The organism is Trabulsiella odontotermitis, from assembly GCF_001188485.1.
In the GTDB taxonomy this organism is placed as follows: Bacteria; Pseudomonadota; Gammaproteobacteria; order Enterobacterales; family Enterobacteriaceae; genus Trabulsiella; species Trabulsiella odontotermitis_A.
On record NZ_JNGH01000041.1, the window covers coordinates 1 to 16,552 of the forward strand.

At 57.6% G+C, this 16,552-nt stretch carries 13 protein-coding genes and 3 pseudogenes; 5 read left to right on the plus strand and 11 right to left on the minus strand.

All coding sequences use genetic code 11. The annotated features are described in order from the left end of the window. The 5 genes and pseudogenes from hutH to hutI form a co-directional block, all read right to left on the minus strand. On the minus strand, window positions 1-1,528 hold a 1,528-nt coding region (gene hutH, locus GM30_RS02800; RefSeq protein WP_049847404.1), incomplete at its 3' end, for a histidine ammonia-lyase. 2 nt (window positions 1,529-1,530) lie between these two features. Then, window positions 1,531-3,194: pseudogene (hutU, locus tag GM30_RS26985) on the minus strand (urocanate hydratase). Window positions 3,195-3,336: 142 nt separating this feature from the next. Then, window positions 3,337-4,062 (minus strand): histidine utilization repressor, encoded by a 726-nt coding sequence (locus tag GM30_RS02810; RefSeq protein ID WP_049847405.1) that lies wholly within the window; start codon window positions 4,060-4,062, stop codon window positions 3,337-3,339. Between the two features lie 60 nt (window positions 4,063-4,122). Further along, a pseudogene (locus GM30_RS02815) lies at window positions 4,123-4,963 on the minus strand (formimidoylglutamase). Then, window positions 4,960-6,218: pseudogene (hutI, locus tag GM30_RS02820) on the minus strand (imidazolonepropionase). The pseudogenes GM30_RS02815 and hutI overlap by 4 nt, the downstream one beginning before the upstream one ends. Window positions 6,219-6,403: 185 nt before the next feature. Here hutI and GM30_RS02825 point away from each other — a divergent pair. Further along, a complete protein-coding gene (locus GM30_RS02825) occupies window positions 6,404-7,687 on the plus strand; it encodes a putative acyl-CoA thioester hydrolase (RefSeq protein ID WP_049847406.1) in 1,284 nt (427 codons plus the stop codon). Window positions 7,688-7,742: 55 nt separating this feature from the next. Here the strand turns inward: GM30_RS02825 and GM30_RS27525 are convergent, their stop codons facing one another. Both GM30_RS27525 and pgl read right to left on the minus strand, forming a co-directional pair. Then, complete coding sequence (locus GM30_RS27525) at window positions 7,743-7,832, minus strand: hypothetical protein (protein ID WP_162212974.1); 90 nt, start codon at window positions 7,830-7,832, stop codon at window positions 7,743-7,745. 433 nt (window positions 7,833-8,265) lie between these two features. Then, window positions 8,266-9,261, minus strand: a complete 996-nt coding sequence (gene pgl, locus GM30_RS02830) for a 6-phosphogluconolactonase (protein ID WP_049847407.1) — start codon at window positions 9,259-9,261, stop codon at window positions 8,266-8,268. 144 nt (window positions 9,262-9,405) lie between these two features. Here pgl and GM30_RS02835 point away from each other — a divergent pair, with 144 nt between their 5' ends. Further along, the gene (locus GM30_RS02835; protein WP_049847408.1) at window positions 9,406-10,224 is read left to right on the plus strand and encodes a pyridoxal phosphatase; all 819 of its coding nucleotides are present in this window, start codon (window positions 9,406-9,408) and stop codon (window positions 10,222-10,224) included. On the opposite strand, the gene modC is transcribed toward GM30_RS02835, so the two are convergent. The 4 genes from modC to GM30_RS25395 all read right to left on the minus strand — a co-directional run bounded on the left by modC (window position 10,225) and on the right by GM30_RS25395 (window position 13,184). Continuing rightward, the gene (gene modC, locus GM30_RS02840) at window positions 10,225-11,283 is read right to left on the minus strand and encodes a molybdenum ABC transporter ATP-binding protein ModC (RefSeq protein WP_049847409.1); all 1,059 of its coding nucleotides are present in this window, start codon (window positions 11,281-11,283) and stop codon (window positions 10,225-10,227) included. 2 nt (window positions 11,284-11,285) lie between these two features. After that, window positions 11,286-11,975 carry a molybdate ABC transporter permease subunit gene (modB, locus tag GM30_RS02845; protein WP_049847410.1) on the minus strand — a complete coding sequence of 230 codons (690 nt, stop codon included), beginning with the start codon at window positions 11,973-11,975 and terminating at the stop codon, window positions 11,286-11,288. Then, window positions 11,972-12,748: a molybdate ABC transporter substrate-binding protein gene (gene modA / locus GM30_RS02850; protein WP_049847411.1), complete on the minus strand. Its 777-nt coding sequence runs from the start codon at window positions 12,746-12,748 to the stop codon at window positions 11,972-11,974. Before modA ends, modB begins: the two co-directional genes overlap by 4 nt. 286 nt (window positions 12,749-13,034) lie before the next feature. Then, the gene (locus GM30_RS25395) at window positions 13,035-13,184 is read right to left on the minus strand and encodes an AcrZ family multidrug efflux pump-associated protein (RefSeq protein WP_080993379.1); all 150 of its coding nucleotides are present in this window, start codon (window positions 13,182-13,184) and stop codon (window positions 13,035-13,037) included. A 129-nt stretch (window positions 13,185-13,313) separates the two neighbouring features. Between GM30_RS25395 and modE the strand changes: the two genes are divergently transcribed. From modE to galE, 3 genes are all read left to right on the plus strand, one after another. Next, window positions 13,314-14,102, plus strand: coding sequence for a molybdenum-dependent transcriptional regulator (gene modE, locus GM30_RS02860; protein WP_049847413.1), 789 nt, complete (start codon window positions 13,314-13,316; stop codon window positions 14,100-14,102). A 76-nt stretch (window positions 14,103-14,178) separates the two neighbouring features. Next, window positions 14,179-15,648, plus strand: coding sequence for a molybdate ABC transporter ATP-binding protein ModF (gene modF / locus GM30_RS02865; protein WP_049847414.1), 1,470 nt, complete (start codon window positions 14,179-14,181; stop codon window positions 15,646-15,648). A gap of 208 nt (window positions 15,649-15,856) precedes the next feature. Next, window positions 15,857-16,552: UDP-glucose 4-epimerase GalE (galE, locus tag GM30_RS02870; protein WP_049847416.1), on the plus strand; the 696-nt coding region annotated here is incomplete at its 3' end.

Sequence of the window (16,552 nt, forward strand, 5' to 3'; positions counted from 1 at the left end):
TCTGGCCTGATAATACAGAGGGCAGCAGTTTCGTCAGATGACGTTCTGCCAGCAGCGTTGTGGCGGCGTCGATGTCCGGCGCGAAATAGCGGTCTTTGTCATAGTGCGACACGCGCTCGCGCAGCAGCTGACGCGCCTGCTCCAGCAACGGGCTGGTGGTCAGCCCGTCGCGCATATCCAGCCCCTGACAGGCTGACAGCCATTCCACCGCAATCACACCGCGGGTATTGGCGGCCATTTCCCACAAACGACGACCGGCGGCTGGCGCCATCGACACGTGGTCTTCCTGGTTGGCGGAAGTCGGCAGGCTGTCAACGCTGTGCGGGTGCGACAGCGCTTTGTTTTCACTCGCCAGCGCGGCAGCGGTCACCTGGGCAATCATAAAGCCGGAATTCACCCCACCGTTTTTGACGAGGAACGGCGGCAGCTGCGACATGTGGCTGTCCATCAGCAGCGCGATACGGCGCTCCGCCAGCGAACCGATTTCAGCAATCGCCAGCGCGATGTTGTCCGCCGCCATCGCCACCGGTTCAGCGTGGAAGTTACCGCCGGAGATGACTTCGTTTTCCGCCGCGAACACCAGCGGGTTATCGGAAACGGCGTTGGCTTCGGTCAGCAGCACTTCAGAGGCATAGCGCAACTGGGTCAGACAGGCCCCCATCACCTGCGGCTGACAGCGCAGTGAATACGGATCCTGCACCTTGCTGCAATTTTCATGGGACTGCGAGATCGCGCTGGCGTCGGTCAACACATGACGGTACAGCGCCGCGGCATCGATTTGCCCGCGCTGGCCGCGTACGTCATGAATGCGGGCATCGAACGGACGACGGGAACCCAGTGCCGCTTCGGTCGTTAATGCGCCGCATACCACCGCCGAGGCGAACAGATCTTCCGCTTCGAACAGCCCGCGCAGGGCAAACGCCGTGGAGGTTTGCGTGCCGTTGAGCAGCGCCAGCCCCTCTTTCGCCGCCAGGGTCAACGGCGCCAGTCCGGCTTTTTTCAGCGCGTCGGCAGCGGGCAGCCATTCGTCCTGCCAGCGGGCTTTACCTTCGCCAAGCAGCGTCAGCGACATGTGTGCCAGCGGTGCCAGGTCGCCGGAAGCGCCAACCGATCCCTTCGCCGGGATCCACGGCGTCACTCCCGCGTTGACCATCGCCACCAGCGTCTGGATCACCTGCAACCGAATGCCGGAGAACCCGCGCGCCAGGCTGTTGATCTTCAGCACCATGATCAGGCGCACCATCGCGTCATCCAGCGGTTCGCCAACGCCTGCCGCGTGAGACAGCACCAGCGAGCGTTGCAGATTTTCTAAATCTTCATTGGCGATACGGGTCGACGCCAGCAGGCCAAAGCCCGTATTAATTCCATAGGCCGTGCGTCCTTCCGCCATGATAGCGTTGACGCAGGCCACGCTCTCGTTGATGGCGGCGAACGCGCCGTCATCCAGCGTCAGCTGTAGCGGTTGGCTGTAAACATCGCGCAGCTGCGCCAGCGTCAGTTGGCCGGGAACAAGCGTTAAGGTTTTCATGATTAGCGATTCCCCTGCGTTGCGGAGACCATTGGAAGATTGAGCCCCTGCTCTGCGGCGCAGTCAATCGCGATATCGTACCCGGCGTCGGCATGGCGCATTACGCCCGTCGCCGGATCGTTGTGCAGCACGCGGGCGATACGCGCGGCGGCGTCGTCGGTACCGTCACAGACGATGACCATCCCGGAGTGCTGGGAGAAGCCCATCCCCACGCCGCCGCCGTGGTGCAGCGACACCCAGGTGGCACCGCTGGCGGTGTTGAGCAGCGCGTTCAGCAGCGGCCAGTCGGAAACCGCGTCGGAACCATCGCGCATCGCTTCGGTTTCACGGTTCGGGCTGGCAACCGAGCCAGAATCCAGGTGGTCGCGACCAATGACGATCGGCGCGGAGACTTCACCGCTGCGCACCATTTCGTTAAACGCCAGGCCGAGCTTCTGACGCCACTCCAGCCCCACCCAGCAGATACGCGCCGGTAAGCCCTGGAAGCTGATGCGCTCGCGCGCCATATCCAGCCAGTGGTGCAGATGCTTGTCGTCCTGAATGATCGCTTTCACTTTAGCATCGGTTTTGTAGATATCCTGCGGATCGCCGGACAGCGCCACCCAGCGGAACGGACCGATGCCACGGCAGAACAGCGGGCGAATATAGGCCGGGACGAAGCCCGGGAAATCGAACGCGTTGTCAACGCCCATCTCTTTCGCCATCTGACGGATGTTGTTGCCGTAGTCAAAAGTCGGGATGCCCATTTCGTTAAAGGCCAGCATCGCGCTGACGTGTTCCGCCATTGCGCGTTTGGCGGCCTGCACCGTGCCCTGCGGGTCGGATTCGGCTTTTTGCTGGTACTCTTCCCACGTCCAGCCTTTCGGCAGATAACCGTGCAGTGGATCATGCGCGCTGGTCTGGTCGGTAACCATATCCGGACGTACGCCGCGCTTCACCAGCTCCGGCAGGATCTCTGCCGCGTTGCCGCACAGGGCGATGGAGACGGCTTTGCCTTCGGCGGTGTATTTTTTGATACGCGCCAGTGCATCGTCCAGTGAAGTGGCCTGCTCATCAACGTAACGAGTACGCAGACGGAAATCGATGCGACTCTGCTGACATTCAATGTTCAGCGAGCACGCGCCCGCCAGGGTTGCGGCCAGCGGCTGTGCGCNNTCAATACCCAGCGCCCCTGCAGGTTGCCGTTGTAGTGCTGACGGCCTGCTTCGACGAAGGTTTCGTAGGTGCCCTGGACAATCCCCTGACTGCCGATGTAAATCCAGCTGCCGGCTGTCATCTGACCGTACATCGCCAGCCCTTTGGCGTCGAGTTCGTTAAAGTGTTCCCAGGTCGCCCAGTGCGGTACCAGGTTGGAGTTGGCAATCAGTACACGCGGCGCGTTGTCGTGCGTTTTGAACACGCCGACCGGCTTACCGGACTGCACCAGCAGGGTCTCATCGCTTTCCAGCGTCGTTAACGCCTTGACGATCGCGTCATAACATTCCCAGTTGCGTGCCGCACGACCGATCCCGCCGTAGACCACCAGCTCATTCGGGTTTTCCGCCACGTCCGGGTCCAGATTGTTCATTAACATGCGCAGCGGCGCTTCAGTCAGCCAGCTCTTTGCAGTCAGCGCTGTGCCGCGCGGGGCGCGGATCTCCTGCTGGCGATATTTGGTTTGCGACATCGTTGTTCTCTCCTGAGGGGAAACGGTGAATGTACAGATACATATACTTGTCTATACATCTACGCACAAGGTGAGATTTAACAGAAATGATACAATTTTGTTATATTGCGTCAGCAATCACGCTTTTTGCTGACGCCGGGGATCAGGAGCTGAAATGGCCCTGCAGACGGTAGCGGCTGGCCGGGGANNGCGAGACGATATGAGAGGTGGACCAGGTGCGACGGCGGATTAGCAGGCACGGGTCGTGCTCTTTGATCTGCAGCAGGCGGCACTCGTCCGGGGTGGCGGCTACGGCTTCGACAATGTGCTCCCCTTCGGTCAGGGGCGCAATCAGTGACAGATAAGCGTGCGGCGTGGTGGTGGTGTAATCCTGTAACAGATAATCCGGCACCACCGTGGCGTTGACGCTGCGATCCTCAATCTGTACCGGCACGTCATTCTCAAAATGCACCATCCGCGAGTGGAAAATCCGCGTGCCCTCTTCGACGTCCAGCGCCGCCGCCTGCGTGAAGTCGGCGCGGGTCTCTTCCAGCAGCAACACTTCGCAGCGGTGCTGATGGTGCCGGGCGGCGATCTCATCGGCAATGCTGCGAATTTCAAACAGCGCCGACTGCCCTTTCGGTTCGGCCACGAAGGTACCGACCCCCTGCAGACGCACCAGCAGCCCTTCGTCCGTCAGCTCACGCACCGCGCGGTTGATGGTCATCCGGCTGAAGCCAAACTGCGCCACCAGTTCCGCTTCCGACGGAATGCGATCGTGGGGGCGCCAGGTTCCGGCATAAATCTTTTCGCTGATAGCCTGCTTCACTTTTTCATAAAAAGGCACCGGCGCGCTGGCGGGAGCCGGTCGGGGGCGAGGCGAATACATGGCGCTGGCGTTCCTTATGTCAGTCATGGTCGGCGATGTGATGGCAGTATATCCCGGGGGTTACCATTGCCACCAGTGCGTAATTTGCCACGCGAGACGGGCGGCGACTTTCGCCCCCTGGCCGTCACGATCGAACGCCGGATTGAACTCCACCAGATCGACCGCCTGCAGTTTACCGCTACGGCACAGCGGCTCAACGATACGCAGCAGCAGCGCCAGCGGTACGCCCAGGGCCGCAGGCGCCGAGACGGCGGGCATCTCAGCGGCAGGCAGCACGTCGAGATCAATCGTCAGGTAGATGCGGTCATAGCTGTCGATACTGCGGGCAATCTCCGGCAGCACCCGCGCTTCCAGGGCATTCAGCACGTCCAGATCTTCAATCACCGTGACGTGACGACGCGCGGCCTCATCCCACAACGCTGCCGTGTTGGCGGCCATGCTGGCGCCAATGCAGCTGTAGTGGAAACCACGCTGTTGGGCGTCGCAGTGCAGCGCCAGCTGGCGGAATGGCGTGCCGGAGCTGGCGTGCGGGGCGTGGCGTAAATCAAGGTGCGCGTCGAGATTGATGATCCCCACCCGCTCATCAGGAAATGCGTCAAGGATAGCTGAGCCGTGACCAAAGGCGGTTTCATGGCCGCCGCCCAGCACCAGCGTACGCATCTGCGCCTGCTGACAGGCCAGCGCCGCGTCGTGNCCCCTGCGCAGCGCCGGGCCGTCCCTGGTTGCGCTTAACCCCTTCGTCACACTCAAAGCCGAGCAGCGCAATGTTGCCGTTATGGCGCTGCGGGGTAAACTCACCCCTGTTGTGGATGGTCTGAAACAGACGCAGCGCGTTCGGCGCTTCGGCGCTGTCATCACGCCCCTGCCAGAGCGCGCGATCTACCGGATGCCACAGATTCATGCTGTCACCTCACCACGGAAAATGCGCTGCCAGAGTGGGTTACGCATCGGTTCATAGACCATTTCGACCGGGTGTTCGGCATCCCAGACCACGAAATCCGCCACAAAACCAACGGCCAGTTGACCATGACTCTTCTCACGCCCCAGCGCCTGCGCAGCGTGTCGCGTGACGCCCGCCCAGGCCTCTTCCGGCGTCAGGCCGAATTTAACGCAGGCCATGTTCATCGACAGATGCAGGCTGGTGAACGGGCTGGTGCCGGGGTTAAAGTCGGTGGCGACCGCCATCGGCACCTGCTGTTGACGCAGCAGATCCACTGGCGGNNCATTAAGGAAATAGAACGCGCCAGGCAACAGCACGGCGACCGTTCCACTGTTACGCATGGCCGCGACGCCCTCTTCGCTCAGGTATTCAATATGATCGGCGGAAAGCCCGTTGTAACGGCTGACCAGTTGCGCGCCGCCGAGCGACGAAAGTTGCTCTACGTGGCCTTTCACCGGAATGCCGAAATCACAGGCGGTGCGAAACACCCGCTCGGTTTGCGCCGGGCTAAACCCGACGTTTTCGCAGAACACGTCCACCGCTTCGAACAGCCCTTTTTTCCACAGCGCGGGCAGGATGGTTTCGCACACCAGCGAAATGTAGCCGTCCTGATTGTCTTTATACTCCGGCGGCGTGGCGTGCGCGGCGAGCAACGTGCGGCTCACCTCAACCGGGTTCGTCTGTGCCAGCGCCCCGGCGACCTGCAGCATTTTTTCTTCGTTTTCCAGATCCAGCCCATAGCCGGACTTGATCTCGAGTGTCGTCACGCCTTCACGCATCAGCCGTTCCAGACGCTGCTGTGCAAGAGCCGTGAGTACTTCAGCACTGCTCTGACGCGTGGCGCGTACGGTGGAGTTAATCCCGCCGCCCTGCGCGCTGATTTCCTGATATGAAACGCCATTCAGTCGCTGCTCCCACTCCTGCGCGCGGCTGCCGCCAAAAATCAGATGGGTGTGACAGTCAATAAGCCCGGGGGTGATCAGACGGCCTTTAACGTCTGTCACGTTGCGGGCATTTGCCGGGATATCGGCATCGGGAACCATTGCGCGGATACGCCCGTTGCGGACAATCAGCGCATGCTGTTCCAGCAGGCCGTATGCCTGCGGGCGTGAGGGATCGAGGGTGGCGAGGCGCGCGTTGCGCCAGATGCGGTCTTCAGCAGTCAGTTCAGTCATCATCTTCGCTTGTCATGGGTTGTATAGACATTTATTTTCATTACGCCCTGATTGTCAACAAAGGCTTATGGAAATGTTGGTTTTTTGTGACTACCCACCCTCCTGCACGCCTCCCCTTTCCGCAAACTGACGAACTTTTTGCCGTTCGTGCTTCCCGTTTCGCTCAACTTAGTATAAAAAGCAGGTTTTGAAGGACTCACTATCTACTTAACAGGTCTGGAGTAACATGAACACATTCTCGGTTTCTCGTCTGACGCTGGCACTGGCTTTTGGCGTGACACTGACCGCCTGCAGCTCAACGCCGCCGGATCAACAACCCTCCACGCAAGAAGCGCCGGGGACCACTTTCCGCCCGATCCTTTCCGCTGCAGAAGCGAAAAACTTCGTGCAGGCCCACTATTTCTCCACCATGGATCCTAACGCGGCGCCGTGGACACCCGCGGCGATCAGCCTTCCGGCTCAGCCAGATTTCGTGGTCGGACCGGCAGGCGCGCAGGGCGTGACGCACACCACCATTCAGGCTGCGGTGGATGCGGCTATCGCTAAGCACTCCAGCCGCCGTCTGTATATCGCGATTCAGCCGGGTGAATATCAGGGTACCGTGTATGTTCCGGCAGCCCCGGGCAGCCTGACGCTGTACGGCACCGGCGAGAAAGCGTCCGATGTGAAAATCGGTCTGGCGATTGATTCTGAAATCGATCCAAACAGCTGGCGTCGACTGGTCAACCCGGCCGGGAAATATATGCCGGGTAAACCGGCGTGGTATATGTTTGACAGTTGCCAGAGCAAACGCACGGCAACCATTGGCGTGATGTGTTCAGCGGTTTTCTGGTCACAGAATAACGGTCTGCAACTGCAGAATATGACGATTGAAAACAACCTCGGCGACAGCGTTGATGCAGGTACACACCAGGCGGTGGCGCTGCGCAGCGATGGCGACAAGGTGCAGATCAACAATGTGAATATTCTCGGCCGCCAGAACACCTTCTTTGTGACCAACAGCGGTGTGCAGAACCGTCTGCAAAACGACCGTCTGACCCGCACGCTGGTGACCAATAGCTATCTGGAAGGCGATGTTGACATCGTTTCCGGGCGCGGCGCGGTGGTGTTTGATAACACCGATTTCCGCGTAGTCAATTCCCGCACCCAGCAGGAAGGCTACGTTTTCGCCCCGGCAACCCAGTCCAATATGTATTACGGCTTCCTCGCCACGCATTCTCGCTTTAACGCGTCGGGTGACGGCGTCGCACAACTCGGTCGTTCACTGGACGTTGACAGCAACACCAACGGCCAGGTGGTGATCCGCGACAGCGCCATCAACGAGGGCTTCAACAAGGCGAAACCGTGGGCTGACGCCGCGATTTCCAAACGTCCGTTCAGCGGCAATACCGGCGCAGAAAACGATAAAGGCGACGTCCAGCGTAACCTGAACGACGCGCAGTTCAACCGCATGTGGGAATTCAACAACCGCGGCGTGAGCAGCGAAGTGGTTGCAGCACCGAAGCAGTAAATTGCAGAAAGCAAAAGGGGGGATAACTCCCCCCTTTTTGCCGCGACTGAACGCATTAGTTTCCAAACTTCAGATATGCATCCAGCAGTTGCAGGATTGCAACAGCGAGTTGCAGGAACAGAATTCCCCATTCCATACCGCTCATACGCCACTCCTTAACAGGAGCATCCACTGATTTACCTTTCCGCTGCCTGTCATCAGTGGTTTGTTGGTTATTACTGACATGCTCCAGGTGGAGGCACTGGCAGCACCACCCGCCAGCCAGGACTTAAAATAAGTTCCTTTTTGCGGACACCTGGACGGTATTCCTAACCAACGACGTGAGTATATCAGCCATCACTGTTTATAAATACAGTACTCACATTTTTTAGGAATACATTTAGGGGACAATGTAACCCTTTGAATTGTCGAGGGTGATTTTGCTCACCTGGACTACGGAGGTTTTCGAAGAAGTGAAGATAATTTACATCAAAGCGGCGCTGTATTATGCTCGAATTGTTGGTTATTACTGATGTGCATTCCGGTTACCATCCGGAAGAAAAAACCTCGCTTTCGCGAGGTTTTTTTATGGCTGAGAATCAGTGTGCGTTAACCACAACCCACATCGGTCCCTGGCCTACGGCATAGCGGCCTTTCTCTTCCAGCAGCCCCTGTACGCCGTTGATTTCATACACTGCGATATGGTGAGATTTCTGCCCGGCGGCAATTACGTATTTACCGCTGTGATCGACGTTAAAGCCGCGCGGCTGGGTTTCGGTCGGCTGGAAACCTTCGAGGCTCAGCACGCTGCCGTCTTCTGAGACGCTGAACACGGTGATCAGGCTGGAAGTACGGTCGCAGGCATAAAGGTGACGGCCATTCGGGGTAATATGAATGTCAGCCGCCCAGCGCACGCCTTTGAAATCCCCAGGCATCATATCGAGCGTCTGTACACATTCAATCTTACCGTGCGGATCTTTCAGTTCCCAGACGTCCACCGTGCTGTTGAGCTCATTGACGCAATAGGCGTACTGATGATTCGGATGGAACGCCATGTGGCGCGGGCCTGCGCCTTCGACGGTCGTCACTTCGGCAGGCTCTTGCGCCACCAGTTGACCATCATCGCTCAGGGTGAACAGGCAGATTCTGTCCTGCTTCAGCGCCGGAACCCATAGCGTGCGGTTGTCCGGGGAGATATTCGCCGAGTGGCAGCCTTCCAGCCCTTCAACGTTGTCGACCACGCCAACCGGCAGGCCATCATCGAGACGCGTCACACTGACGCAACCGGCGTTATAAGAGCCGCTGAACAGGAATTTACCCTGATGATCGGTGGAAATATGGGTCGGACTTCCCGGCAACGGGGATTCCGCTGTGTAGGTCAGCGCGCCGTCATCAGGGGCGATGCGGTACGCCAGCACACGAAATTCAGGACGAACACCAACGTACAGGTAACGCTTATCCGGACTGACGACCATCGGCTGCACCTGACCAGGAACGTCAACCACCTGCACGAGCGTCAACGCGCCATCGTGTTTCAGGCTCCAGACATGGATCTGCTGACTTTCCGGGCTGGCGGTATAAACGGTTTGTTTCATGAAAACTCCTTTCCTTACTGCACGTGGAAGCAAAATACCAGGATAGACGGTTTTGACGGTCAATGCTGTATAAATTTGTCTCACTGTCGTATCGGTGTAACATTCCTCAGCAATGACATTTTCAACATTAACCTGGAATAACACATGACCTCTCGCGTGATCGCCCTTGATTTAGACGGAACTCTGCTGACGCCTCAGAAAACACTGCTCCCCTCTTCACTGGAAGCCCTGAAACGCGCCCGGGAAGCGGGTTTTCAGCTGCTCATCGTCACTGGTCGGCATCACGTAGCCATTCATCCTTTTTATCAGGCACTGGCTCTCGATACACCTGCAATTTGCTGTAATGGCACTTATTTGTATGATTATCAGGCAAAAAAGGTGCTGGAAGCCGATCCAATGCCTGTCGATAAGGCGCTTAAGGTCATTGATCTGTTGAATGAGCATAGCATCCACGGCCTGATGTATGTTGACGATGCGATGCTTTATGAGCGCCCGACCGGGCATGTCGTTCGCACCAGCAACTGGGCGCAGACGCTGCCGCCAGAGCAGCGCCCGGTCTTCACTCAGGTGCCGTCGCTGGCGCAGGCGGCGCAGGACGTTAATGCCGTGTGGAAGTTTGCGCTGACCGATGAGGATATGCCGAAACTGCGTCATTTCGTCAGCCATGTCGAGGAATCGCTGGCGCTGGAATGCGAATGGTCGTGGCACGATCAGGTTGACGTGGCGCGTCAGGGCAACAGTAAAGGTTACCGTCTGACGCGTTGGGTAGAATCGCAGGGATTATCAATGAAAGACGTGGTGGCGTTTGGTGACAACTATAACGACATCAGTATGCTGGAAGCCGCAGGCACCGGCGTGGCGATGGGCAACGCCGATGATGCGGTGAAAGCGCGCGCTGACGTGGTAATTGGCGATAACACCACCGACAGCATCGCCAGCTTCATCTATCACCATCTGCTGTAATTACGAGGTGATCGAGACGCTCTTAATCTGCGCATATAACCACTGACCTGGCTTCACCGCCAGGTCATCACGCGCCCACGGACTGATGCGCGCCCACAGCGTACGCCCGCCCACTTCAAGCTGCACTTCCACCTGGCCGTTGTTGTCGTAACACTCCACCACTTTCGCGCGCAAAATGTTACGGATGCTGGTTTGCGTGGGCGGCTGCAGCACCAGCGACACGTCCGACGCCTGAACGCGTACCCGCACGGCGGTCTGCACCGGTTTGTCGAGTTTGTTGACCCACAGATGCTGGTCGCCCAGCGCCAGCGCGGTCATTGCATAATGCGGATGATGCTCCAGCACCGTGACTTTCAGGATGCTGCTTTGTTGCTCCTGCGGCAGCCACGGGTGCATCACGCTACTGCTCCACACCTCTTCAAGATTGCCGAACGCTTTCACATTACCATCTTCCAGCACCAGCACCTTGTCCGCCAGGTGCAAAATTTCGTCCAGCGAATGGCTGACGTAGATCATCGGAATGTTGATTTCGCGGGCCAGACGCTGCAGGTACGGCAGCAGCTCGCGCTTGCGGGGAATGTCGAGTGAGGCCAGCGGCTCATCTAAAAGCAACAGTTCCGGCGCGGTCAGCAGCGCCCGGCCTATCGCCACGCGCTGTTTTTCCCCCCCGGAAAGGCTGCCCGGCAGGCGATCCAGCAGCGGCTCGATGCCCAGCAACGCCACCAGCTTGTCAAACTGCTCGGCCATGCTTTTCGCCATGCCATACCGCAGATTGCCGCGCACTTTGTAGTGCGGAAACAGACGCGCATCCTGAAAGATGTACCCTACGCGTCGTTTTTCCGGCGTCAGGCAGATGCCTTTTTCGACATCATTCAGCACCCGGCCATTGAGGACAATGCGCCCCGCTTCCGGCTGGGTTAAGCCACTGATGGCGTTAATGAGCGAGGTTTTCCCGGCCCCCGACACGCCAAATACCGCCGTGATGCCGGAGGCGGGCAGGGTTTCATGAATAGTCAGGCGATGCGTGCCCAGGGTTTGTGTAAAGTTGAGTTCCAGCATGGTCACTTCCCTGTCCGTTCACGGCTAAGACGTGCCAGCCATTCGGATACCAGCAGCGACACCAGCGCCAGCACGATAGAAATAATGCACAGACGCGCGGCGGCCCCTTCGCCACCGGGCATCTGGATCAGTGTATACATGGCTGATGGAATGGTGCGCGTTTCACCTGGAATATTGGAGACAAAGGTGATAGTGGCACCGAATTCGCCCAGCGAGCGGGCAAACGCCAGCACCGTGCCGACGATAATGCCCGGCAGCATCAGCGGTAACGTAATGGTGAAAAAGACACGCCAGCGACCGGCACCGAGGGTACGGGCCGCCTGCTCCAGTTTGACGTCCACACCTTCCAGCGCGAGACGAATCGCCCGCACCATCAGCGGAAACGACATCACCGCTGCGGCCAGCACCGCGCCGCGCCAGCTAAAAGCGAACGTGATGCCAAACCAGTCGTAGAGCCAGGCACCGATAAACCCGCGTCGCCCCATGGCGATGAGCAGCAAATAGCCCACCACCACCGGCGGCAACACAAGCGGAAGATGAATGACGCTGTCGAGCAGCGCTTTGCCGGGGAAATTACGCCTGACCAACAACCAGGCCATGAAGATCCCAAACGGCAGACTGACAACAACTGCCAGGGATGACACTTTCAGGCTCAGCAGTACCGCCTGCCATTCGGGATCCGTCAATATCATTCGTGGGTCGTAAATCCGTATTGTTTAAAGATTGCAGAAGCCTGCGGCCCCTTCAGGTAATCATAAAAGGCGCTGACGCTGGCATTTTTATGTCCCTCAACAACCGCTATCGGATATTCCACTTTCTGATGCGAACTTTCAGGGAAGGTACCGACAACGTTTACCCCTTTACTGGCAACCGCGTCAGAACCGTAAACGATGCCCAGCGGCGCTTCGTTACGCTCCACCAGCGCCAGCGCACCGCGCACGTCTTCAGCCGGAGCCAGTTTTGGCGACAGCGTATCCCATGCGCCCAGTTTTTGCAGTGCTTCTTTCGCATAGATGCCCGCCGGAACGTGATCCGGATCGCCGACCGCCAGACGTCCACCGTTCAGCAGACGGGTCCAGTTGGTTTTCGCATCAATGGTGATATCGCCCTGCGTGCTGGCTTTCGGTGCGACAACCACCAGGCTGTTGCCAAGCAGTGTTTCACGCGTGGCGGTGTCGATTGATTTCTTATCGACGGCGTAATCCATCCACTTCTGATCGGCAGAAATGAAGAGATCGGCCGGTGCGCCGGCTTCAATCTGGCGAGCCAGGGTAGAGGAAGAAGCGAACGACGAAACCACCTCGACGTTTTTCTCTTTTTTGTATGCTTTGGCGATATCCTGCATCGCGTTCGTCAGCGACGCCGCAGCGAATACCGTAATTTTTGCCTCTTCCGCCAGAGCATGACCTGCAACGGAAAGCGTCAACGTTGCCCCTGCAAAAAGGCGTAACCATGTACGTGCCATTTCTATCTCCTGTGTGTGTCGTTATATATTTTACAATATAACGATAACAGTGAGGTTTTCAAAGCGCTTACTGATACCACAGTATGGGTAATGTGATGATTATCGGCTAAAAAGGCGGGAACTTAAAATGAAAAACACCCGGTAAAACCGGGTGTTTTTCTCGTCATACTTCAGGCTGCAGATGCGTTGGCTTTCCTCGCTCACCCCAGTCACTTACTGATGTAAGCTCCGGGGGATTCGCTGCGTCACCGCCTTCCTGCAACCTGAATTATTTAGAGAAACAAGTTCATTGGTTATGGCGCGGGCGGTCTTTATGGCCTACGTTGGAAAGGACGTTAAACACTTCACCCAGACCGTAGATTAACCCCAGGATGACGGCCATCACCACGGGAACCATGATTACGGCAAAGACCAGACTTTTCAATAACTCTAACATGGTCGACTCCAGATATTGTGATTCTTTTATTGTAACCTGATAATCGTGAAAAACACGCCCCTTTTGTGCGATGGCCTCTGACCGCGCATTCCGATATGTCACAATCGCTTTTTTGACCAGGACTTTGTTATGCAAGCCGAAATTCTTCTTACCCTCAAGCTTCAACAGCGCCTGTTCGCCGACCCGCGCCGTATTGCGCTGCTCAAGCACATCGACCTGACCGGCTCTATCAGCCAGGGGGCGAAGAACGCTGGCATCAGCTATAAAAGTGCCTGGGATGCGATCAACGAAATGAACCAGCTCAGCGAGCAAACGCTGGTCGATCGCGCCACCGGCGGCAAAGGCGGCGGCGGCGCGGTGCTGACCCGCTACGGTCAGCGACTGATTCAGCTTTATGACCTGCTGGCGCAAATTCAGCAAAAAGCGTTCGATGTGCTGAGCGACGACGACGCGCTGCCGCTCAACAGCCTGCTGGCGGCCATCTCCCGTTTTTCCCTGCAAACCAGCGCCCGTAACCAGTGGTTCGGCACCGTTACCGGGCGCGATCATGACCAGGTTCAGCAGCACATTGACGTCCTGTTAGCGGATGGCGAAACGCGCCTGAAAGTGGCGATCACCGCGCAAAGCGGCGAGCGGCTGGGTCTCGACGAAGGTAAAGAGGTGCTGGTGCTGCTGAAAGCGCCGTGGGTGGGCATCACGCAGGACAAACGCCTTGCCGCCAGTGCGGATAACCAGCTGGCCGGTCGCATCAGCCACATCGAATGCGGCGAAGAGCAGTGCGAAGTGCTGATGACGCTGCCTGACGGCCAGACGCTTTGCGCTACCGTGCCGCGCGATGATGCACAGGGGCTGGAAGAAGGTGCTGAGGTCACAGCATATTTTAATGCCGATCGCGTGATCATCGCCACGTTGTGCTGATGCGCCCCCCTGTCATTGACATTGTTTTCAGGAAAACGTATCCCTGTGCATATTGATGCGAAAAACGGGATACCAAATGTCATTGTTGCATATTTCGCAAGGCACGTTTCGTCTTAGCGACACAAAAACCCTGAACATCCACGAACTGACGCTTCACGCGGGTGAAAGCTGGGCGTTCGTCGGCAGTAACGGCAGCGGTAAATCCGCCCTTGCCCGCGCGCTGGCAGGCGAACTTCCGCAGTTCTCCGGCTCGCGCCAGTCTGATTTTACGCGCGTGACACGCCTGTCGTTTGAGCAGTTACAGAAACTGGTCAGCGACGAATGGCAGCGTAATAACACTGATCTGCTCAGCCCCGGCGAAGATGACACCGGGCGCACTACCGCCGAAATCATTCAGGAAGAGATCCACAATCCTCAGCGCTGCGCCCTGCTCGCGGAACGCTTCGGCATTACCGCCCTGCTCGACCGGCGCTTTAAATACCTGTCAACCGGGGAAACCCGCAAAACCCTGCTGTGTCAGGCGCTGATGGCACAGCCGGATCTGCTGATCCTCGACGAGCCTTTTGACGGGTTAGACGTGGCCTCGCGCCAGCAACTGGCGGAACTGCTGGCCACGCTGAACGGCGAAGGCTACACCATTGTGCTGGTACTTAATCGCTTTGATGAAATCCCTGAATTTGTACGCTTTGCCGGGGTGCTGGCAGACTGCACGCTCAGCGAAGTGGGTGAGAAAAAAACGCTGCTTGAACAGGCATTGATTGCCCAACTGGCGCACAGTGAAAAACTCGATGGCATTACCCTCCCGGAGCCGGATGCGCCTTCTGCACGACTTTCCCTGCCGGACGACGCCCCACGTATTGTGCTCAATGAGGGGACGGTGTCGTACAACGATCGGCCAATCATTAACCGACTGAGCTGGACGGTCAATCCGGGCGAGCACTGGCAGATTGTCGGCCCGAACGGCGCCGGGAAATCAACCCTGTTAAGCCTCGTCACTGGCGATCATCCCCAGGGCTACAGCAACGATCTGACGCTGTTTGGCCGCCGTCGCGGTAGCGGCGAAACCATCTGGGATATCAAAAAGCATATCGGCTACGTCAGCAGCAGCCTGCACCTCGACTACCGCGTCAGCACCACGGTACGCAACGTGATCCTGTCAGGCTATTTTGACTCCATCGGCATTTACCAGGCCGTGTCTGATAAACAGCAAAAACTGGCGCAGGCGTGGTTGTCCATTCTCGGGATGGACAACCGTATCGCTGACGCGCCGTTTCATAGCCTGTCATGGGGACAGCAGCGGCTGGCGCTGATCGTTCGTGCGCTGGTAAAACACCCCACGCTGCTCATTCTTGATGAACCGCTGCAGGGGTTGGATCCGCTGAATCGCCAGCTGATCCGCCGCTTTATTGACGTGCTGATTGGCGAGGGCAAAACGCAGTTGCTGTTCGTTTCTCATCACGCTGAAGACGCGCCCGACTGCATTACCCACCGGCTGGAATTTGTGCCTGATGGCGACTCCTACCGCTACGCCATCGGCAAACGCTAACTCCCTTCACAGACGGAGGCGTTTGCCTCCGTTTTTCAGACAAACGGCATCGTCCTTCTTTATCGTCCTTGTTTTATAATGCAAAAATTTTTCGACCCTCAGAAAATGACAGCTGTGTAAACGATTCCACTAGTTTATCCCATGTCACACTTTTGACTTCTCTGTTATGCTAAGGTTATTACATACCATAAGCCTAATGGAGCGAATCATGAGAGTACTGGTCACAGGTGGTAGCGGTTACATAGGAAGTCATACCTGCGTGCAGTTGCTGCAGCAGGGTCACGACGTCATCATTCTTGATAACCTCTGTAACAGTAAGCGCAGCGTGTTGCCGGTGATTGAACGTTTGGGCGGAAAACAAGCCACTTTCGTTGAAGGCGACATTCGCAACGAAGCGCTGATGACGGAAATTCTGCACGATCACGCCATCGATACGGTGATCCATTTCGCCGGTCTGAAAGCCGTGGGCGAATCCGTTGCCAAACCGCTCGAGTACTACGATAACAATGTGAACGGTACGCTTCGTCTGATTTCCGCCATGCGCGCCGCGAACATCCGAAACTTCATTTTCAGCTCTTCCGCCACCGTCTACGGTGACCAGCCAAAAATCCCTTATGTCGAAAGCTTCCCGACCGGTACACCGCAAAGCCCGTATGGCAAAAGCAAACTGATGGTGGAACAGATCCTGACCGACCTGCAAAAAGCGCAGCCGGAATGGAGCATTGCGCTGCTGCGCTACTTCAACCCGGTGGGTGCGCATCCGTCAGGCGATATGGGTGAGGATCCGCAGGGCATTCCGAACAACCTGATGCCATACATCGCGCAGGTGGCCGTCGGTCGCCGTGATTCGCTGGCGGTATTCGGTAACGACTATCCGACCGCCGACGGCACCGGCGTGCGGGGT